Origin of the sequence: Amycolatopsis sp. cmx-4-61, assembly GCF_046548775.1 — a bacterium.
In the GTDB taxonomy this organism is placed as follows: Bacteria; Actinomycetota; Actinomycetes; order Mycobacteriales; family Pseudonocardiaceae; genus Amycolatopsis.
Genome location: NZ_JAEBEI010000006.1, coordinates 252,442 through 272,116 on the forward strand (window position 1 = coordinate 252,442; position 19,675 = coordinate 272,116).

The window sequence follows — 19,675 nt, forward strand, 5'->3', positions numbered from 1 at the left end:
GCTCGGCACCGACCGCATGATCGGCGCCGAGCCTGCTCCGGAGATCTCAGAAAAGCCTCAGAAGAAAGTTACTTCCCGGCCGCGCGGGCGAGCCGTTCCGGATAGCGCTCTCCGGCGATCGCGTTCGCCGGGGCCGCCGCTTCGATGGCCGCCAGGTCCTCGGCCGTCAGCTCCAGCGAGGCCGCCGCCACGTTCTCCTCGAGGTACTTGCGGCGCTTGGTCCCCGGGATCGGCACCACGTCCTCGCCCTGGGCCTGGACCCACGCCAGCGCCAGCTGCCCGGCGGTGACCCCCTTCGCCTCGGCCAGCTTCCGCAGCGCCTCGACGATCGCCAGGTTGCGCTCGAAGTTGCCCTCCGCGAAGCGCGGCAGGCCGCGGCGCATGTCGTCCTCCGGCAGGTCCGCGACCGACTTCACCGCGCCCGTCAGGAAACCGCGGCCGAGCGGGGAGAACGGGACGATCCCGATGCCGAGCTCCCGGCACGTGTCCAGGACCTCCCCTTCGATCCCGCGGGTCCACAGCGACCACTCGCTCTGCAGCGCCGTCACCGGGTGCACCGCGTGCGCGGCCCGGATCGTCGCCGCGCTCGCCTCGGAAATCCCGGCGTACCGGATCTTCCCGGCTTCCACCAGCGAAGCCAGCGCGCCCCAGGTCTCCTCGATCGGCGTGTCGGGGTCGACGCGGTGCTGGTAGTAGAGGTCGATGTGGTCGACGCCCAGGCGGCGCAGCGACTCGTCGCAGCTCTGCTTGACGTAGGCGGCGTCACCGCGGGCGCCCATCGCGCCGTCGTTCCACACGATGCCGAACTTCGTCGCGAGCACGACCTCGTCGCGGCGGCCGGCGATCGCGCGGCCGACCAGCTCCTCGTTGACGCCGTTCCCGTAAACGTTCGCCGTGTCGAGCAGCGTCACGCCGAGCTCGAGCGCGCGGTGGACGGTCGCGATCGACTCGTCGTCGTTGTCGCGCACGCCGTAGGCCTGGCTCATGCCCATGCAGCCGAGCCCCTGGGCGCCGACTTCCAGGCCGCCCAGCTTCCTGTTCTTCACGCGGACATCTCCTCCACACCGGGTTCCACGCCGAGCACCTTGCGCTCGACCTGGGCGTAGTTCTCGATCTTGTAGTCGAGGATGTCGAGACAGCCCTGCAGCTCGGCGATCCGCTCGGCGACCGACCGCCGCTGCTCCACCAGCAGGGCCTTGCGGCGGCCCGCGCTCGCGACGCCGTGGCGGCGCAGCGACGCGTACTCGCGCATGCTCTTGATGGGCATCCCGGTGGTGCGCAGCTTGGTCAGGAACCCCAGCCAGTTGAGGTCGTCGTCCGAGTAGGCCCGGCGCCCCGCGGCGTCCCGCGCGGGCGGGTCGAGCAGTTTGATGCGCTCGTAGTACCGGAGGGTGTCGATGGACAGTCCGCTACGTCGAGCGGCTTCCGCTATCGAGTAGCTCATGAGCCGACAGTACGACCTGGAGTGCACTCCAGGTCAACTCGCGATCCCTGGCTTCCATAACACCGTTCCGATACGCTGGGTGCATGGCGCGACCACGCACGCATGACGAAGCGCTCCGGCTCAAGCTGCTCGACCGGGCCGGCGAGCTCATCGCGGCCGACGGGCCGAAGGCGCTTTCGCTGCGCAAGCTGGCCGCCGACGCCGGGACGTCGACCACCGCCGTGTACTCGCTCTTCGGCAGCAAACCCGATCTGGTGAACGCCCTCTACACCGAGGGTTTCCGCCGCTTCGGCGCCCGGATGGCCGGGACGCCGCTGACCGGCGACGCCGTCGAGGACCTCGTCGCGCTCGGCCGCGCCTACCGCACGAGCGCGCTGGCCGACCCGCACCTCTACGGGATCATGTTCACCAAGTCGGTGCCCGGGTTCGAGCCCAACGAAGACGCCGAGAAGCTCGCCCGCAAGACGCTGGAACCCCTGGAGCAGGTGATCCGCCGGGCCGTCGCGGACGGCGTCTTCCTGGACGTCCCGCCGGAGACGGTCGCGGTCGGCTGCTGGGCCCTCGTCCACGGCCTGGTGTCGCTGGAGCTGACCGGGAACCTGCCGGAGGAGTTCGACGTCACGACGTCGTACGAGGCGGCGTTGCGCGCCAACGCCTCCGGCTGGCTGCGGCCTCAAGGCAGCAGCACCGTCCCGTCGTAGACGACCGCGCCCTTCGCGTCCCGCGCGGTCACATGGACCTTCGCCTCCGGGGAGATCTTGATGTCCTCGGGGGCCCACACGACGACCATCCCGGCCACGACGTGGGCCTCGGTACGCGCGCCGCTCCCGAAGTCGATGACCGCCGTCGCCGCGCTCTCGGGCAGGGCCGCGGCGACCGGACGGCGATCCGTGGCCGGCGGGGCGCCCGGCCGGCGGCCCAGGGTGTCCACCCTCAGCGGGTACGCCGGCGGTGCCTGCGGCGGGGGGCCGCTCGGGAAGGCGCGGGCCCGCGTCTTCCCCGGCCGCTGGTAGTCCGGCTCGGTGGTGCAGACCACGAACCGGTCGCCGTAGCGGCCGACGACCACGCGGTATTCGTCGGTCTCGAGCAGCGGCCCCGGCGCGTACGCCGCGGGATCGGGGATCGCCTCCAGCTCCGCCGCCGCCAGGCAGTCGCCGAGGGCCCGGCCCGCTCCGGACGTCCGGTCGGCGGTCACCGGGCGGTCGGTGACCGCGAGCAGGGGCGGGGGCGCCGCGGGCAGCGTCACTCCCGGTTGCATCGGCTTGCCGAGGGTCAGCGTCGTCCGCGCCGGGTCGGCCCGGGTCACGCCGACGAACTGACGGGTGATCGGGGAGACGAACAGCTGCGACAGGCTGCTTTCCCCGTCCTCGGTTTCCGCGCCGAGGTAACCGTCGTCCCCGTCCGGGGCGAGGACCCCGCCGACCATCCCGGTCGCGCTGTGCAGCAGCAGCCCCGTGCGGGTGCCCGGGACGTAGGCGGGTGTGGCCTCCGGATCCGACAGCGTCACGGTCGTGTCGGTCGTCTCGCAGAACATCGGCTTGCCGGCGACGGTCACCGCGACCACCGCGTCCGCGGGCAGGACCTGCGTGAACTCGGGGATCCAGTCCGCACGCGGCGGCACGCGGTCCTGCTTGCCCGCCGCCTGCACCGCGGCCCAGCAGCGGTCCAGGGACGAGGTCGCCACCCGCACGTCGAGGGTGAGCGGGTTGGCGGTGTCCGGCCCGGGTCCGGGCCCGGCGACGGGCTGGTGCCGGATCACCTGCGTCGCGACGACCGCCCCCGCGGCCAGCACCACGACGGCCGCCGCGGCGGCGTACCAGACACGGGACGGACGCCGTTTCCCGAGGCCACGGCGGACTTCGGCCCGCAGCCGCGCGCGGACGTCGTCCGGCAGCTCACGCCGGGGTGGCAGCTCGAGGTCGGCGGTCATTTCTCCTCCAGCAGCGTGCGCAGCCGGGCGCGGGCCCGGGACAGGTGAGCGCGGACGGTGACCTCGGCGACGGACAGCAGCGCGGCCGCGTCGGCGGCGCTCACCTCGCCGAGCAGGCACAGCTCGACGACCTCGCGCTGCGCCTTCGGCAGGGTCCGGACGGCTTCGACGATCTCGCGCAGCCGCCGCTCGCCGTCGAGCCGCTCGGCGACCGCCTCGGCGTGGTCGGACACCACCGGTGCGTCGGGCATCTTCCGCAGCAGCCGCAGCCGTCTTCGCGCCCCGCGGTGTTCGTCGCGGGCCGCGTTGCCGGCGACCGTGTAGAGCCACGGCAGAGCACTGTCGCGCACCAGCGTCACCTCGGCGCGGCGGCGCCAGGCGGTGAGGAAGGTGTTCGAGGTGAGGTCCTCGGCCGCGGTCCACGACCCGGTCAGCCGGTAGGCGTGGTTCCAGACGGCCTCCGCGTGGCGTTCGAAGAGCTCGCTGAAGGCTGCTTCGTCGCCTTCGGACGCCCGGTTCCACAGATCCCGGTCATCCACCGGCGCCCCCGTCGCTTGGCTGGTCACACCCCTTCATGGCCGGCACCGCCCGGGACGTTGCTACGCGGGGAACTGCGCGTCCGTCAGATCGAGGTCTTCGTGTTCGCCGCCCTCGAAGTCGGCGCCCTCGGCGAAGACGGTGTGGGAGAACTGGAACTTCCCGCCCGAGCGGATCCGGGTGAAGCGGACGCTGCGGGCGAAGTGCGCCCAGGAGAAGAACGCCCCCTCGTCGAACACCGACCGGTCGAAGTTCGCGATGTCGGTGAACTCAGCGCCGTAGAACCCCGTCCGCCGCGTGAAGCGCGAACCGCGGATGTGGACCGCGCCGACGAACCGGGCGCGGCTGAAGTCGGCGGCGGCCAGGGTGCAGCCGCTCAGCCGGAAGTCGACGAGGACGGCCCGCTGCAGGTCGACCGACATCCCCGGCCAGTGGCCCGGGTCGTCGTGGCTCAGGTGCGTCTTGAGCAGTTCCTGCGCGGCCAGCCGGACCAGCAGCTCGGGGTCGGTGTCCTCGCCGAGTTCGGCGCCGGTCCGGCCGCGCAGACCGGTTTTCGGGCCCATGAACGGCATCCGCAGGTACGCGCACAGCACGTTGACGATCATCTGGCGCTGCTTCGGGTTGTCCTGCCCGAGCCGCTCCAGCGCGTACAGCCCGCCCAGCCGCACCGGTGCCTTGTCGCTCCCGAGCTGTTCGACGGCCTTCGTGTACAGCTCGGTGACGCGCCGCTCTTCGAGGTCCCGCTCGGTCACCGCGGCGACGCGGGTCGTCTCGGCCAGCTGCAGTTCCAGCGTTCGCTGGCGGCGCGTCGCCAGCCAGAGCGCGAACACGCCGCCCGCACCCGCGCCGACGCCGAACGCCGTCTTCACCGCGTCGATCCGGACCGGCGCGTCCGGGCGCCCCGACCAGGCGAGGAACGACCAGAGCAGCACCCCGGTGACGGCGGCGACCGCGACGGCGGCCACGGCGATCCACCGCCACTTCAGCACCGGCACCGGCTCAGACGGCGCCGTACTGGCGGTCACCCGCGTCGCCGAGGCCCGGGACGATGAAGCCCGAGTCGTTGAGGCGCTCGTCGATGCTCGCGGTGACCACCCGGACCGGCAGGCCGGTCTTCTCCAGGTGGGCCAGGCCCTCCGGGGCGGCCAGCGCGCAGATGGCGGTGACGTCGTCGGCGCCGCGGTCGGTGAGCAGGCGGATCGTGTACTCCATCGAGCCGCCGGTGGCGAGCATCGGGTCGAGCACCAGCACCGGCCGGTCGGCGAGCGATTCCGGCAGCGACTCGAGGTACGGCGTCGGCTTGAGCGTCTCCTCGTCGCGCGCGAGGCCGACGAAGCCCATCTGCGCGTCCGGGATGAGCTTGTGCGCCTGGTCGGCCATGCCGAGCCCGGCGCGCAGCACGGGAACGAGCAGCGGCGGCTTCGCGAGGGAGTAGCCGTCGGTGCGGGCGACCGGGGTGTGGATCCGCTGGACCTTCACCGGCACGTCGCGCGTGGCTTCGTAGACGAGCATGACGGTCAGCTCGTGCAGCGCGGCCCGGAACGCGGCGCTGTCGGTGCGCGCGTCGCGCATCGTGGAGAGCCGGGCCTTCGCGAGGGGGTGGTCGACGACGTGCACATCCATGCGGGTCAATCTAGCTGTTTCGCGAAGCTCTTCACCCAGCCGCGCTGCCAGGGTGTTTCGACGGCTCGCTCGTGGTAGTTGGCTCTGGTCCAGGCGACGGCTTCTTCGGCCGGGACGCCGGAGAGGATCGCCAGGCACGCCAGCACCGTGCCGGTCCGCCCGGCACCGCCGTAGCAGGCGACCTCGACGGATTCGGTCTTCGCCCGTTCGTGGAGGGCCTTGATCTTTTCGCGGGCGTCGGCGGGCCTGGTGGGCAGCAGGAAATCGGGCCAGGTGATCCACTCGTGCGGCCAGGTGATCCCGCCGCCGTGCTTGCGCCGCAGGTGGCTGGTCCCCAGGTAGAGCCCGAAATCGGGCGCGGGTCCGTCGGGGCGTGGGCGCCGGAGCCCGCGTCCGTGCACGCGGGTGCCGTCCGGAAACTCGACCATGGACCCAGTGTCCTCCAGAAGATGGACACACAGAGTGGTTTTCGCCGATAGGCTGCGCCGCGTGAGCGAACTGACGCCCGACCAGATGCGGGCTTCCGACGCGGACCGTGAACGCGTCGCCCAGGTGCTGCACAACGCCCTCGCGGAAGGGCGGATCACGGTCAACGAGCTGGAAGAGCGGCTCACGACGGTCTACGCGGCGAAAACCCTCGGCGAGCTGAAGCCGGTGACGGCGGACCTGCCGACGGCTTCGGCGGCGGTCGAGCCGGCCGCGACCCGGGCACTGGGCTTCCCGGACCAGCGCATCGGCGGCCACCCGGGCTCCCCGGTGTCGATCGGCGTGCTGTCGGGAGCGGTCCGCAAGGGCAGCTGGGTCCTGCCCCCGCAGCACAACAGCCTGGCGTTCTGGGGCGGCGCGGAGATCGACCTGCGCCAGGCCCGCTTCGCGGACAAGCACTGCACGATCACGGCGGTCGCCATCATGGGCGGCATCCAGATCACGGTCCCGGACGACATCAACGTGGACGTCACGGGCATCGGCCTGATGGGCGGGTTCGTGCTGGAGGACAAGTCGGGCGCACCCCCGGCCCCGCCGACGGCCCCGACGGTGAAGATCAACGGCCTGGCGTTCTGGGGCGGGGTCGTGGTGTACCGGAAGCCGGCGAAGCGGGCCGAGCCGCCGCAGATCGAGGGGGCTTGACCACGAGTTTGTGACGCGTTCGGCGCCCAGCGTCACCATCGACGGGGGCTCGCGCTGTCGGACCCGCCGCCTAGACTCAGGCGCATGACAGCCACGACCAGCACGTCAGCGGCGCCGGCCACCCCGGCACCGCTGGTGGACGCGACTCGCGACGACGCGAGCCTGCGCCGCTTCCTGCTCGGGCTGCCCGGTGTCGACCAGGTCGGCGTCGAGCAGCGCGCGGCGGGCCTCGGCACGCGCAGCATCAAGAAGGACGCCAAGCGGTGGGCCATCGACACCGCCATCTCCATGGTCGACCTGACCACCCTGGAGGGCGCCGACACCCGGGGCAAGGTCCGCGCGCTGGCCGCGAAGGCCGTGCGGCCCGATCCCGAGCGGCAGGACACCCCGCGCGTCGCCGCCGTCTGCGTGTACCCGGACATGGTCGCCACGGCCGTCGAAGCGCTCGAGGGCAGCGGCGTGCACGTCGCCAGCGTCGCCACCGGCTTCCCGGCCGGGCGCACCAGCCGCGAGATCAAGCTGGCCGACACGAAGATCGCCGTCGAGGCCGGCGCGCACGAAGTCGACATGGTGATCGACCGCGGTGCCTTCCTCGAGGGCCGGTACATGGCCGTCTTCGAGGAGATCCAGGCCGTCAAAGCCGCCTGCGGCGACGCCCACCTGAAGGTCATCCTCGAGACCGGCGAGCTGGCGACCTACGACAACGTCCGGCGCGCGTCGTGGCTGGCGCTGCTGGCCGGCGGGGACTTCATCAAGACGTCCACCGGCAAGGTCTCCCCCGCCGCGACCCTGCCCGTCACCCACATCATGCTGCAGGCCGTCCACGACTGGCACCGGCAGACCGGGCAGCTGCGCGGGGTCAAGCCCGCGGGCGGCATCCGGACGACGAAGGACGCGATCAAGTACCTGGTCGCGGTGCACGAGGTCGCCGGCGAGCAGTGGCTGACCCCGGACCTGTTCCGCTTCGGCGCGTCCAGCCTGCTCAACGACCTGCTGCTGCAGCGCCGCACCCAGGTGGACGGCCACTACAGCGGCCCCGACTACGTGACGGTGGACTGATGCCTGTTTTCGAGTACGCCCCGGCGCCGGAGTCGCGCGCCATCGCGAACCTCAAGGACTCCTACAAGCCGTTCGTCAACGGCGAATTCGTCGACGGCTCGGGTGAGCCGCTCAAGACGATCAACCCGGCCACCGAAGAGGTGCTCGCCGAGGTCGGCACGGCCTCGAAGTCCGACGTGGACATCGCGGTCAAGGCCGCGCGCAAGGCGTACGACAGCGTCTGGTCGAAGCTGCCGGGCACCGAGCGCGCGAAGTACCTGTTCCGCATCGCGCGGCTCATCCAGGAGCGCTCGCGTGAGCTGGCGGTGCTGGAAAGCCTCGACAACGGCAAGCCGATCAAGGAGTCGCGCGACTCCGACGTCCCGACGGCGGCCGCGCACTTCTTCTACCACGCGGGCTGGGCCGACAAGCTGGAGTACGCGGGGTACGGGCCGAACCCGCGTCCGCTGGGGGTCGCGGGCCAGATCATCCCGTGGAACTTCCCGCTGCTGATGCTGGCCTGGAAGATCGCCCCGGCCCTGGCCACCGGCAACACGGTGGTCCTCAAGCCGGCCGAGACGACGCCGTTGACCGCGCTGGTCTTCGCGGAGATCTGCCAGCAGGCCGAGCTGCCGCCGGGCGTGGTGAACATCCTGCCGGGCGCGGGCGACATCGGCGCGTCCATTGTGGAGCACGCGGGCATCGACAAGATCGCCTTCACCGGCTCGACCGACGTCGGCAAGGCGATCCAGCGCCAGGTCGCGGGCACGCCGAAGAAGCTGACGCTGGAGCTGGGCGGCAAGGCGGCGAACATCGTGTTCGAGGACGCGCCGCTCGACCAGGCCGTCGAGGGCATCGTCAACGGCATCTTCTTCAACCAGGGCCACGTCTGCTGCGCGGGCTCGCGGCTGCTGGTCCAGGAGTCGATCGCCGAAGAGGTCCTCGAAAAACTGCGCTACCGGGTGTCCACCCTGCGCATCGGCGACCCGCTGGACAAGAACACCGACATCGGCGCGATCAACTCCGCGGAGCAGCTGGCGAAGATCCGCGGGCTGGTCGAATCGGGGGACGCCGAAGGCGCCGAGCGCTGGACCAGCCCGTGCCCGATCCCGGAGCGCGGGTTCTTCTTCGCGCCGACAGTGTTCGCGAACGTCCACCAGTCGATGCGGATCGCCCGTGAGGAGATCTTCGGCCCGGTGCTGTCGGTGCTGACGTTCCGCACGCCCGACGAGGCCGTGGCGAAGGCGAACAACACGCCGTACGGGCTTTCGGCGGGCATCTGGACCGAAAAGGGCTCCCGGATCCTGTGGATGGCGAACCAGCTGCGCGCCGGCGTGGTCTGGGCCAACACCTTCAACCGCTTCGACCCCGCCGCCCCGTTCGGCGGCTACCAGGAATCCGGCTTCGGGCGCGAAGGCGGCCGCACCGGGCTGGAGGGCTACCTGAATGTTTGATTCAACGCAGTCTGACCGGATTTCCGTCGCGAAGACGTACAAGCTGTACCTCGGCGGCAAGTTCCCCCGTTCGGAGTCCGGCCGGGTGTACCCGGTAACGGACGGCAAGGGCAAGTTCCTGGCGAACGCGGCCCACGCGTCCCGCAAGGACGTCCGTGACGCGGTGGTGGCGGCCCGCAAGGCATTCGGAGGTTGGGCCGCGGCGACGGCGTACAACCGTGGCCAGGTCCTCTACCGGGTGGCCGAGGTGCTCGAAGGCCGCCGCGACCAGTTCGTCGCGGAGGTCTCGGCCTCGGAGGGCCTGGCGGCGAAGAAGGCCGAGACCCTGGTGGACGCGGCGATCGACCGCTGGGTCTGGTACGCGGGCTGGACGGACAAGATCGCGACGGTCCTCGGCGCGGCCAACCCGGTGGCGGGCCCGTACTTCTCGTTCACGGTCCCGGAGCCGACGGGGGTGGTGGGCGTACTGGCCCCGCAGCAGTCGTCCCTGCTGGGCCTGGTCGAGGTCCTCGCGCCGGTCCTGGCCACGGGCTCGACGGCGGTGGTGGTTTCGAGCGCGGAGCGGCCTCTGCCGGCGATCACGCTGTCGGAGGTCCTGGCGACGTCGGACGTCCCGGGCGGCGTGGCGAACATCCTGACGGGCCGGGCTTCGGAACTGGGCCCCTGGCTGGCCTCCCACGGCGACGTGAACGCGCTGGACCCGACGGGAGCCGCCCCGGCGGACCGCGTCGAACTCGCCCGCGAGGCGGCGAACACGGTGAAGCGGGTGCTGACGGTCCCGGAGGCGGAACCGGACTGGACGGCCGCACCGGATCTCACCCGCCTGCGCCGGTACCTGGAGGCCAAGACGGTCTGGCACCCCCTGGGCGTCTGAGTGCGGGCGCGAAGGCCACCATCCGGGCGTACCCGGGTGGTGGCCTTCAGCCTGCTGACCGCGCTTCGCGCCCTTGCCGAGCCCGGTCAAGTCCGGTGGGTTCAGCCGCTCCTGCAGCTCGACCCGGATCGGAACCTGCCGAGCAGCTCGACGACATCGAAGAGGTCGCACGCCACCTGCACCGCCTGGGCAGGCGGTGTTGGATCGACGCCTCCGACGTGGCGAACCGGCCCGGGTTCGGCGCCGGTGGCGCACTCGGCCGGCTGGCCGACCGGTTGGGCGGGCCGGCCGATCTCTTCGACAGGGCTTGGCCGATCACGTTCGTCCCGGTGGTCCGCAGCGACGCCACCGAGCAGGCGCCCCGCGGCCGCGGGGCGCCTCGGCGACGAACTGGGAGCCGGAGCCGCCGTCCGGGTCCGGCCGGGCGCGGCCGACCGGGACACCCTCGGCCGGATCATCGAGCGGCTGGCGCGGGCACCGGGCGACATCCACGTCGTGCTGGACCTGCAGTACGTCGCCGAGGCAACGGCCGACGGGGTCGAGCGAGCCGCGGCCATCCTCACCACGCTCACCGAATCGGGTGCGTTCGGGTCGACGACCTTGCTGACCGGCTCGATCCCGAAGACGCTCGGGCACACCGCGACGTGGGAACAGGCGCGAGCCGAGGAAGTGCTCTGGGAACGCCTCGTGCGCGCCGGTGCCGGAAACCTCCGGTTCGGCGACTACGGCGCCGTGCACCCGATTCCGAGCAAGGGATTCCGCAGCAAGCACGTCGCGCTGAAGTACACGTGCCCACGCCGCTGGCTCTACTCGCGGGAGCAGATGCCGGACGAGAAGGGTGACGAGTCGGCGCGCGGTCACACCTTCCGGGTCGTGTGCCGCCACGTCATCGAATCGGAGGGCTACGCCGGGCCCGGCTTCTCCTGGGGAGACCGTGAAATCCTCGAGGCGGCGACCGGTGCCGGGACCGGTCTGGGCGACACCCGCAAGCCCGTAGCGTTGGCGACCTCGCACCACCTGGCCTACCTGGCCGCCCGGGCCGCGGCTTGACGGTCAGCTCATCGTCACCGAGAAGTCCGACAGCGTGAACCGCGCCTTGCCGCCCCCGGTCGAGCAGAACTCGATCCCGTAGCCGATCTGGTTCACCGTCGGGTTCGGCGGGATCAGGCCCTTGCCGATCGCCCACGCGATCATCGCCTTCAGGTCCACACTTCCCGAGTACTGCGTGGAGCGGGACACGAACGCCACGTACCCCTCGTCGTCCGCCCAGACGTCGTACGTGAAACCAGCCGCCGTGTACGTCGTCAGCTTGTCGCCCGAGGGGACCTGCTTGCTGTTCTCCGTCCAGACCATCACCTCGGTGACGCCCTTGCCGTTGCCCACGCCGTTCAGCCACAGGTCGTACGCCACGTCGTAGGTGCCCGTGCCCGGGCCGCGGCCGGCGAACGTCGATTTGATCACCGAATAGTCGTTGAACGGCTTCCCGTTCTGGTCGTTGATGTCCTTGTGCACGTTCGGATAGGTTTTCACCGACGTCGAATCGGGTTGGGTGGAATCGACGTACCAGTTGTCGTACGCGCACGCACGCAGCGTTTCCGGGCCCGCTTCCCCGGCGTTCCACATGTTGTTGTGGACGTAGTAACCGCCGTCGGACCAGCCGCCGTCGGGGTCGCTCGTGGTGAACTCCGGGCTGCGGCAGCTGCGCACCGGCGTGGCCGACGGCGGTACCGGAGTCGACGAAGGTGCAGGTCGAGCGGCTGAAGACGACGACGGCGCAGACGACGAAGCGACAGAAGGAGGAGCAGAAGCAGACGAAGACGCGGCAACCGGCAACGGCGAAGGCACGCCGTCGACGGGCGCGCCGCCGCAGCCGGTGAGCACCGGGAAGGAAATCGCCAACAACACGGCCAGCATTCTTCGTCGCATTTTCCCGCCCGCAGCTGCAATTCCGGCAGAACGAGGCGGAACCCTAACACGGAAATCGCCGGATTCAGTCCGGGTCGAGATCCCCGGACGTGATCGGCCGGCCGGGCAGCGGCGAACCGGGCCGGGCGCGGAGGCCGTCGATCATGATGCCGACGCACCGGCGGGCCGCCATCTCGGCCACCTCCGGCGACTTCGCGCGCATCTGGCGCAGCAGCGTCGCGAACAGGATCGCGATGTCGCCCGCCCCGACGTCGTCGCGGAGCTTGCCCTCGGCCTTGGCGCCGTCGACGAAGCCGTCGAGGACCGCGAGGATCTCGTCGCGCAGCCGCCGGACCTCCGGGTCGTTCTTGAGGATCACCAGCGCCCGGTGCGACACCATCGCCAGCTGCACGCTCAGCTGCAGCTCCACCGACTGCCGCAGCAGCCGCTCCAGCGCGCGCCACGACGACGTCTCCTCGGCGGCGATCACGCGCGCGTCGATCAGCACCCGCTCGAAGTTGTCCATGGCCACCGCGCGGACCAGCGCGTCGCGGTCCGGGAACCGGCGGTACAGCGTGCCGACGCCGACGCCGGCCGCGCGCGCGATCTCCTCCATCGGCACCTCGGGACCGGAAACGGCGAAGATGTGCTTCGCGGCGGCCAGGATCTGGTCGCGGTTGCGCCGCGCGTCCGCCCGCAGGGTGGTCTCGGGGTCTGCCGTCATGCCGTTCGCCTTCCGCTGAATCGCGCGGGGTGATTCTCGCATGGTCAACGGGCCACCCACTTCCCCTGCGATCGGGTAGTAGGCATCTAGTGGACGACTTCCTTCCGCTTCGGTACCTTGGACCGGAGAACCGGAATGTAATCCTCCGCATACTTTCCGTCCGATTTAGGGGGTCCGAAATGACCGAAGTGGCCGAACCCGCGACGCGGGACGACACCTTCCCGCTGCTCCGCACGTGCCCGTTCGCCCCGCCGCCGGCGTACGAAAAGCTGCGCGAGGCGGGGCCGGTCCACCGCGTCACGCTCCAGTCCGGCCAGGAGGCGTGGGCCGTGACGCGCCTCGAGGACGTCCGGACCGTGCTGAACGACCCGCGGTTCAGCTCCGACCGGTTCAACCCCGGCTTCCCGATCCTGACGAGGCAGGGACGTCCGCAGCGCCGCCGCTTCACCGCGTCGCTGATCAACATGGACCCCCCGGAGCACGGCGCCGCCCGCCGCGAGGTCGTCGGCGAGTTCACCGTCAAGCGGATGAAGGCGCTGCAGCCGCGGATCCAGCAGATCGTCGACGAGCACATCGACGCGATCCTGGCCGGCCCGAAGCCCGCCGACCTGGTCTCCGCGCTGAGCCTGCCCGTGCCGTCGCTGGTCATCTGCGAGCAGCTCGGCGTCCCGTACGCCGACCACGACTTCTTCCAGTCGCGCAGCTCCACCCTGCTGAACCGGGAAGTGACGCAGGAAGTGCGGATGCAGGCCGTCGAGGAGATGCAGAACTACCTCGACGAACTGGTCTCGGCGAAGGAGGCCGACCCGACCGACGACCTGCTCGGCCGCCAGATCCTCAAGCAGCGCGAAGAGCACGGCGACGTCGCGCACGACGAGCTCGTCTCGCTGGCCTTTCTGCTGCTCCTCGCCGGGCACGAGACGACGGCCAACATGATCTCGCTCGGCACCGTCGCGCTGCTGGAGAACCCGGACCAGCTCGCGATCATCAAGAACGACCCGGGCAAGACCCTCGACGCCGTCGAGGAGCTGCTGCGGTACTTCACCATCGCCGAGTTCGCGACCTCGCGCGTCGCCACGGAGGACGTCGAGATCGGCGGCCAGCTGATCCGCGCGGGCGAGGGCGTGCTCGGGCTCAGCTACTCCGGCAACCGCGACGCGGCGGCGTTCGAGAACCCGGACGCCCTCGACCTCGAGCGCGGCGCCCGCCACCACGTCGCCTTCGGCTTCGGGCCGCACCAGTGCCTGGGCCAGAACCTGGCCCGGATGGAACTGCAGATCGTCTTCGACACGCTGTTCCGGCGCATCCCGGACCTGAAGCTGGCCGCGCCGGTGGACCAGCTGCCGTACAAGCACGACTCCTCGATCTTCGGCCTCTACTGCCTGCCCGTGACCTGGTGAGGGAGACGTCATGACGACCGTCGAAGAGCGCGAATTCCCGATGACCCGCACGTGCCCGTTCGCGCCGCCGCCGGCGTACGAGGAGATCCGCGAGGGCGAGCCCGTCTCGCGGGTCCGGCTGCCCGACGGCGGCCACGCCTGGGCCGTCACCCGGCACGAGGACGTCCGGACCGTGCTGAACGACCGGCGCTTCAGCGCCGACCGGCAGCACCCGGACTTCCCGCAGCTGGTCAAGGGCGGGTTCCGGCGCCAGGGCGACGAGCGCACCATGATCACCATGGACGCGCCGGAGCACGGCCCGGCCCGCAAGGCCGTGCTCGGCGAGTTCACCGTGCGCCGGATGGAGGCGCTGCGGCCGCGCATCCAGGAGATCGTCGACAGCCGGATCGACGCGCTGCTGGCCGGCCCGAAGCCCGGCGACCTGGTCGAGGCGCTGTCGCTGCCGGTGCCGTCGCTGGTCATCTGCGAGATGCTCGGCGTCCCGTACGCCGACCACGGCTTCTTCCAGATCCACACGGCGCAGATGCTCAAGCGCGCGACGCCGCCGGAGGAGCGGCGGGCGGCGTTCGACACCATCCGCGGGTACATGGCGGACCTCATCGCCGAGAAGGAAGCGAACCCGCCGGACGACCTGCTCGGCCGGCAGATCGTCAAGCTCCGCGAAGAGGGCACCTACCGGCGGGAGTCGCTGGCCGCGACGGGGTTCCTGCTGCTGGTGGCGGGCCACGAGACGACGGCGAACATGATCTCGCTGTCCACCGTCGCCTTCCTGCGCAACCCGGAGCAGCTCGCGGTGATCAAGGCGGACCCGGGCAAGACGCTCGACGCCGTCGAGGAGATGCTGCGGTACTGGACGATCGTCGACGCGGCCACGGCACGCCTGTGCGTCGAGGACATCGAGGTCGGCGGGCAGCTGATCCGCGCCGGCGAGGGGGTCCTGGCGCTGGGGTACGCGGCGAACCGCGATCCGCGCGCGTTCGACGACCCGGACACGCTCGACATCGAGCGCGGCGCGCGGCACCACGTGGCGTTCGGGTTCGGGCCGCACCAGTGCCTCGGCCAGAACCTCGCGCGGATGGAACTGCAGATCGTCTTCGACACGCTCTTCCGCCGGATCCCGCAGCTGGCGCTGGCCGCGCCGGTCGACGACCTGCCGTTCAAGGACGACGCGAACATCTACGGCCTGTACCGGCTGCCGGTGACCTGGTAGAGACGAACTGCCAACCCACCACAGGAGAAGAGGACCATGAAGATCATCGCGGACACCGGCAAGTGCGTCGGCGCCGGCCAGTGCGTGCTCACCGAGCCCTCCCTGTTCGACCAGAGCGAGGAGGACGGCACGGTCATCGTGCTCGACGACCAGCCCCAGGGCGTGCTGGTCGAGAAGGCCCGTGAAGCGGTGCACGTCTGCCCGAGCCAGGCCCTCTCGCTCGAAGAGTGACCGCGCGAAGGCCACCTCGATGGTGCTCGAGGTGGCCTTCGGCGTTGCTCGACGCGTTACTCGACCGGGTTACTTGACTGGGGTTACTTGACTGCGCCCATGGACAGGCCGCGGACCAGGTGGTTCTGCGCGATCCAGCCGACGATCATCACCGGCAGGGACGCCAGCAGCGCCGCCGCGGACAGCTGCGCCCAGTACAGGCCTTCGCTGGTGATGAACCCGACGAGGAACACCGGGACCGTCCCGGCGCGGGCCGCCGTCAGGTTGACCGCGTAGAAGAACTCCGTCCAGGAGAAGATCACGCAGATCAGCGCGGTCGCCGCGATCCCGGGCGCGACCACCGGCATGATGATCTTCCGCAGCAGCGTCGGCAGGTTGGCGCCGTCGATGCGGCCCGCCTCGATCATCTCGTGCGGCACCTCGAGGAAGAACGACCGCATCATCCAGATGGCCAGCGGCAGGTTCATCGACGTGTACAGGATGACCAGCGCCCACACCGTGTCGAGCAGCTCGGTGTTCTGCGAGATCACGTACAGCGGGATGATCGCCGCCACGATCGGCAGCATCTTCGTCGACAGGAAGAACCCGAGGGCGTTCGACGTGCCCTTGACCGGCGCCAGCGACAGCGCGTACGCCGCCGGGACGCCGAAGAGCAGCACCAAGACCGTCGACAGGATCGTGACGAACGCCGAGTTCGACAGGTACGGCAGGAACCCGCCGTTCAGGACGTTGCCGAGCTGTTCGAACGTCGGCGTGAAGAACAGCTTCGGCGGATCGGTGTAGGCGTCCGCCTCCTGCTTGAACGCCGTGAGGATCATCCACAGCAGCGGGAAGACGAACAGGATCGCGATCACCCAGGTCGCGACGGTCAGCGACCCCTTGCCGTAGGCCCGCTTGCGGGGCGCCACCGTCGTCACTTGATCCCTCCGCTCACCGAGAAGGTCCGGAACATCAGGCGCAGGGCGAAGGTCGCGACGATCATCGTCAGGATCACCACGATCACGCCCATCGCCGAGGACTGGCCGACGTCGAAGCCCTCGAACGCGCGCTGGTAGATGTAGTACGGCAGGTTGGTGCTCGCCGTGCCCGGGCCGCCCTGGGTCATCAGGAAGATCGCGTCGAAGCTGTTCACGATGTAGATCGCGCCCAGCAGCGTGGCCAGCTGCAGGAACCGGGACAGGTGCGGCAGGGTGATGGAGACGAACGTCCGCCACCGGCCGGCACCGTCCACGTTGGCCGCTTCGAGGACGTCCTTGGCCTGGCTCTGCAGGCCGGCCAGGATGAGCAGCATCATGAACGGCGTCCACTGCCACACGATCTGCGCCATCACCGAAGCCAGCGGGAACTCCGAAAGCCAGTCGGCGTCGGTGCCGAAGACGAAGTGCAGCAGCCCGTAGGTCGGGTCGAACACCGTCGTCTTCCACAGCAGCGCGCCGGCCGCCGGCAGGATGAGGAACGGCGTGATCAGCAGCGTCCGGACGACGCCGCGGCCGAGGAACTTGCGGTCGAGCAGGATGGCCAGGCCGAGGCCGAGGAGCAGCGCGACGAACACGCAGACCACGGTCAGCAGCACCGTGTTGAGCAGCGCGACCAGGAACGTCGTGTCGCTGAAGACGTCGATGTAGTTGTCCAGGCCGACGAAGTGCCGTGACCCGGGCCGGACCAGGTTCCACGACTGGAACGAGTAGAACACGGTGAGCAGGAACGGCAGCTGCGTCACCGCGACGACGAAGATCAGCGCGGGCAGCAGCGGCAGCCGCCGCTTGGCCGCGGTGCTCAGGCCGCGTTTCTCTTCGGTCTTCGCCTGGGTCCGGGAGGTGGGGGTGGATACGGAGAGCGTGGACATCACTGCACCGCCTTGTAGGAGTCGCCCACGGTTTGCGCGTAGTCCTGGGACTGCTTCAGCGCGTCTTCGACGGATTCGCGGCCGGCGATCGCGGCCGACAGCTGCTGGCTCACCCGGGTGCCCAGGTCCTGGAACTCGGGGATGCCGACGAACTGGATGCCGGGGTAGGGCACCGGGTTCGCCATCACCTTCTGCTGGTTCGCGTCCGCGATGCCGTCGAGGGTGGGCTTCGCGTAGGCCTTCGCCGCGTCGGCGTACTCGGGGATGGCGTACGTCGACTGGCGGACGCCCGGCGGGACGCGGTTCCAGCCGTAGGTGTGGCCGACCTTCTGCACGTACGCCTTGTCGGTCATCCAGGCCATGAACTTCCAGGCCGCGTCCTTGTCCTTGGCGACCTTCGGAATGCCGAGGGCCCAGGTGTAGAGCCAGCCGCTGGCCGGGGTCTTGACGACCGGCGCGGGTGCGTAGCCGGACTTGCCGACGATCTTGCTGCTGGACGGGTCCTCGTTGGTGCCCGCCATGACCGTGGCGTCGTACCACATCGCCGCGTTGCCTTGGGTGTAGCGCGTGCCGCACTCGGAGAACCCGGCGCTGGAGGCGCCGACTTCGCCGTGCTCGCGGATCAGGTTGACGTAGAAGTTCGCGGCCTGCGTGAACTCCGGGGACGTCAGCTTGGCGGTCCAGTCCTTGTCGAACCACTGCGCGCCGAAGGTGTTGGCCACCGTCGTGAACGGCGCGAGGCTCTCGCCCCAGCCGGGCTTGCCGCGCAGGCAGATGCCCGCGACGCCGGCCGCCTTGTCGTCGAGCTTTGCGGCGAACTCGGCGATCTGCGGCCACGTCGGCTTGGCGGGCATGGTGAGCCCGGCCTTGTCGAAGAGGTCCTTGCGGTAGGCCAGGAACGACGACTCGCCGTAGAACGGCACCGCGTACATCTGGTTCCGGTACGACAGCGACTGCTTGATGCTGGGGATGAAGTCGCCTTCGTCGTAGCCCGGGGTGGCCGTCATGTGCGGTTCGAGGTTCTCGAGCCAGCCGTTGGCCGCCCACTGCGGGGCCTCGTAGTTGCTGATCATGACGACGTCGAACTCGCCGCCCTCGGTGGCGGTCGACGCGGTGATCTTGGCGCGGGCCTGGTTTTCCGGCAGCGACACGAACTTGAGGCTGATGCCGGTGGCCCTTTCGAACTCCGGCGCGAGCGAGATCGCGTCCTTCATCTGCGGGTTCGCCACGATCGCGATGACGAGCGTGCTGCTGCCGGTACCGAGCGAGCCGGCGCCCGCACAGCCGGTGGCCAGCAGCGACGTCGCCGCGAGGAGGGTGAGGAGCTTACGCACGGCCACCTCCGGGGAGGACTTGCACCTTCAGGCCCGCGCCGCTGCGCATCTTGGCCAGCGCCTCGGGGTACTGCTCCAGCGGCAGGGTGTCGGTGAGCAGCGCGTCCGTGTCGATCGCGCCGGACGCCACCAGGTCGAGGGCGGCGCCGAAGCTGTGCAGCACGGCCATCGAGCCGACGACGGTGATTTCGTCGTTGTAGATGCGGAACGGCGAAAGCGCGACGCGGGCTTCGGCCGGCGCGACGCCGAAGACGAGCAGCCGTCCGCCGCGCCGGATCGCGTCGAAGGCGGCTTCGATGGCGGGGGCGGCGCCGGTGCAGTCGACGGCGACGTCGAACTTCTCGTCGTTCAGGTCCTTGACGTCCTTCGCCGTGGCGACGGCACCGAGACTCGCTGCGCGCGGCAGCCGGGCCTCGTTGCGGTCGACCACGGTGACCTGCGCGCCCGAGCGCTGCAGCAGCTGCTGCATGATGAGGCCCATGGTGCCGGCGCCGACGACGAGGAAGCGTTCGCCGGCTTCGACGCCGACGCGACGAACACCGTGCACCGCGCAGGAAACCGGCTCGACCAGCGCACCCTGTTCCCAGGTCATCGCGTCGGGCATGCGGTAGCAGGTGGACGACGGCACAGCGACGTATTCGGCGAACGCGCCGTTGACGGTGTCGCCGGTGGCGCCCCAGTTCGCGCAGAGGTTGCCGTGGCCGGCGCGGCACGGGCCGCAGTAGCCGCAGAACAGCGACGGGTCGACGGCCACCCGGTCGCCGACCTGCCAGTCGCCCGGCACGTCCGCGCCGAGCTCGACGATCTCCCCGGCGAACTCGTGGCCGGGGACGATGGGGTACGGGGTGGGCGGGAAGTGCCCGTCCGCGATGTGCAGGTCGGTGCCGCAGATACCGCACGCTCCGACCTTGACGACGACCTGACGTTCCCCGGGTTTCGGATCGGGCACCTCGCCGACCCTGATCTCACCGGGCCGGTCGACGATGGCGGCACGCAT

Annotated in this window: 22 protein-coding genes; 9 read left to right on the forward strand and 13 right to left on the reverse strand. The window is 70.4% G+C overall.

Going from position 1 to position 19,675, the window contains the following annotated elements; translation table 11 throughout:
* Positions 1-68: 68 nt before the first annotated feature.
* Together ACLJOU_RS20175 and ACLJOU_RS20180 are read right to left on the reverse strand one after the other, a co-directional pair.
* Positions 69-992: an aldo/keto reductase gene (locus tag ACLJOU_RS20175; RefSeq protein ID WP_410569331.1), complete on the reverse strand. Its 924-nt coding sequence runs from the start codon at positions 990-992 to the stop codon at positions 69-71.
* Positions 993-1,042: 50 nt separating this feature from the next.
* Complete coding sequence (locus ACLJOU_RS20180) at positions 1,043-1,444, reverse strand: MerR family transcriptional regulator (RefSeq protein ID WP_410569190.1); 402 nt, start codon at positions 1,442-1,444, stop codon at positions 1,043-1,045.
* Between the two features lie 83 nt (positions 1,445-1,527).
* On the opposite strand from ACLJOU_RS20180, the gene ACLJOU_RS20185 reads away from it, so the two are divergent.
* The gene (locus ACLJOU_RS20185; RefSeq protein WP_410569191.1) at positions 1,528-2,145 is read left to right on the forward strand and encodes a TetR/AcrR family transcriptional regulator; all 618 of its coding nucleotides are present in this window, start codon (positions 1,528-1,530) and stop codon (positions 2,143-2,145) included.
* On the opposite strand, the gene ACLJOU_RS20190 is transcribed toward ACLJOU_RS20185, so the two are convergent.
* The 5 genes from ACLJOU_RS20190 to ACLJOU_RS20210 are packed head-to-tail and all read right to left on the reverse strand — an operon-like array spanning position 2,118 to position 5,962.
* The gene (locus ACLJOU_RS20190; protein WP_410569192.1) at positions 2,118-3,374 is read right to left on the reverse strand and encodes a hypothetical protein; all 1,257 of its coding nucleotides are present in this window, start codon (positions 3,372-3,374) and stop codon (positions 2,118-2,120) included. The two genes, ACLJOU_RS20185 and ACLJOU_RS20190, sit on opposite strands and share 28 nt — an antisense overlap.
* Positions 3,371-3,940, reverse strand: coding sequence for an RNA polymerase sigma factor (locus tag ACLJOU_RS20195; RefSeq protein ID WP_410569193.1), 570 nt, complete (start codon positions 3,938-3,940; stop codon positions 3,371-3,373). The genes ACLJOU_RS20190 and ACLJOU_RS20195 overlap by 4 nt, the downstream gene beginning before the upstream one ends.
* Before the next feature lie 33 nt (positions 3,941-3,973).
* Positions 3,974-4,936, reverse strand: a complete 963-nt coding sequence (locus tag ACLJOU_RS20200; protein WP_410569194.1) for a pentapeptide repeat-containing protein — start codon at positions 4,934-4,936, stop codon at positions 3,974-3,976.
* Positions 4,911-5,534: a uracil phosphoribosyltransferase gene (gene upp, locus ACLJOU_RS20205; protein ID WP_410569195.1), complete on the reverse strand. Its 624-nt coding sequence runs from the start codon at positions 5,532-5,534 to the stop codon at positions 4,911-4,913. Before upp ends, ACLJOU_RS20200 begins: the two co-directional genes overlap by 26 nt.
* 5 nt (positions 5,535-5,539) lie before the next feature.
* Positions 5,540-5,962, reverse strand: a complete 423-nt coding sequence (locus tag ACLJOU_RS20210; RefSeq protein WP_410569196.1) for a protein-tyrosine phosphatase family protein — start codon at positions 5,960-5,962, stop codon at positions 5,540-5,542.
* A gap of 85 nt (positions 5,963-6,047) precedes the next feature.
* Here ACLJOU_RS20210 and ACLJOU_RS20215 point away from each other — a divergent pair, with 85 nt between their 5' ends.
* From ACLJOU_RS20215 to ACLJOU_RS20235, 5 genes are all read left to right on the forward strand, one after another.
* Positions 6,048-6,662 carry a DUF1707 domain-containing protein gene (locus tag ACLJOU_RS20215; RefSeq protein ID WP_410569332.1) on the forward strand — a complete coding sequence of 205 codons (615 nt, stop codon included), beginning with the start codon at positions 6,048-6,050 and terminating at the stop codon, positions 6,660-6,662.
* Between the two features lie 84 nt (positions 6,663-6,746).
* Positions 6,747-7,721, forward strand: a complete 975-nt coding sequence (gene deoC / locus ACLJOU_RS20220) for a deoxyribose-phosphate aldolase (RefSeq protein WP_410569197.1) — start codon at positions 6,747-6,749, stop codon at positions 7,719-7,721.
* Entirely contained in the window at positions 7,721-9,154 is a 1,434-nt protein-coding gene (locus ACLJOU_RS20225; RefSeq protein ID WP_410569198.1) for an aldehyde dehydrogenase family protein, read from the forward strand. The genes deoC and ACLJOU_RS20225 overlap by 1 nt, the downstream gene beginning before the upstream one ends.
* Positions 9,147-10,028, forward strand: coding sequence for an aldehyde dehydrogenase family protein (locus tag ACLJOU_RS20230; RefSeq protein ID WP_410569199.1), 882 nt, complete (start codon positions 9,147-9,149; stop codon positions 10,026-10,028). Before ACLJOU_RS20225 ends, ACLJOU_RS20230 begins: the two co-directional genes overlap by 8 nt.
* 246 nt (positions 10,029-10,274) lie before the next feature.
* Positions 10,275-11,078, forward strand: coding sequence for a beta family protein (locus ACLJOU_RS20235; protein WP_410569200.1), 804 nt, complete (start codon positions 10,275-10,277; stop codon positions 11,076-11,078).
* A 3-nt stretch (positions 11,079-11,081) separates the two neighbouring features.
* Here the strand turns inward: ACLJOU_RS20235 and ACLJOU_RS20240 are convergent, their stop codons facing one another.
* Positions 11,082-11,735 carry a hypothetical protein gene (locus ACLJOU_RS20240; RefSeq protein ID WP_410569201.1) on the reverse strand — a complete coding sequence of 218 codons (654 nt, stop codon included), beginning with the start codon at positions 11,733-11,735 and terminating at the stop codon, positions 11,082-11,084.
* 283 nt (positions 11,736-12,018) lie between these two features.
* Positions 12,019-12,657, reverse strand: coding sequence for a TetR/AcrR family transcriptional regulator (locus ACLJOU_RS20245; RefSeq protein WP_410569202.1), 639 nt, complete (start codon positions 12,655-12,657; stop codon positions 12,019-12,021).
* A 179-nt stretch (positions 12,658-12,836) separates the two neighbouring features.
* On the opposite strand from ACLJOU_RS20245, the gene ACLJOU_RS20250 reads away from it, so the two are divergent.
* From ACLJOU_RS20250 to ACLJOU_RS20260, 3 genes are read left to right on the forward strand one after another with little or no spacing between them, the layout of a single operon-like run.
* Positions 12,837-14,057: a cytochrome P450 gene (locus tag ACLJOU_RS20250; RefSeq protein WP_410569203.1), complete on the forward strand. Its 1,221-nt coding sequence runs from the start codon at positions 12,837-12,839 to the stop codon at positions 14,055-14,057.
* A 10-nt stretch (positions 14,058-14,067) separates the two neighbouring features.
* Entirely contained in the window at positions 14,068-15,267 is a 1,200-nt protein-coding gene (locus tag ACLJOU_RS20255) for a cytochrome P450 (protein WP_410569204.1), read from the forward strand.
* Between the two features lie 36 nt (positions 15,268-15,303).
* The gene (locus tag ACLJOU_RS20260; RefSeq protein WP_410569205.1) at positions 15,304-15,498 is read left to right on the forward strand and encodes a ferredoxin; all 195 of its coding nucleotides are present in this window, start codon (positions 15,304-15,306) and stop codon (positions 15,496-15,498) included.
* Between the two features lie 83 nt (positions 15,499-15,581).
* Here ACLJOU_RS20260 and ACLJOU_RS20265 read toward each other — a convergent pair whose 3' ends face one another.
* From ACLJOU_RS20265 to ACLJOU_RS20280, 4 genes are read right to left on the reverse strand one after another with little or no spacing between them, the layout of a single operon-like run.
* Positions 15,582-16,415, reverse strand: a complete 834-nt coding sequence (locus ACLJOU_RS20265; protein WP_410569206.1) for a carbohydrate ABC transporter permease — start codon at positions 16,413-16,415, stop codon at positions 15,582-15,584.
* Entirely contained in the window at positions 16,412-17,344 is a 933-nt protein-coding gene (locus tag ACLJOU_RS20270; RefSeq protein ID WP_410569207.1) for a carbohydrate ABC transporter permease, read from the reverse strand. Before ACLJOU_RS20270 ends, ACLJOU_RS20265 begins: the two co-directional genes overlap by 4 nt.
* Entirely contained in the window at positions 17,344-18,684 is a 1,341-nt protein-coding gene (locus ACLJOU_RS20275) for an ABC transporter substrate-binding protein (RefSeq protein WP_410569208.1), read from the reverse strand. Before ACLJOU_RS20275 ends, ACLJOU_RS20270 begins: the two co-directional genes overlap by 1 nt.
* Positions 18,671-19,675, reverse strand: coding sequence for a zinc-dependent alcohol dehydrogenase family protein (locus ACLJOU_RS20280; RefSeq protein ID WP_410569209.1), 1,005 nt, complete (start codon positions 19,673-19,675; stop codon positions 18,671-18,673). Before ACLJOU_RS20280 ends, ACLJOU_RS20275 begins: the two co-directional genes overlap by 14 nt.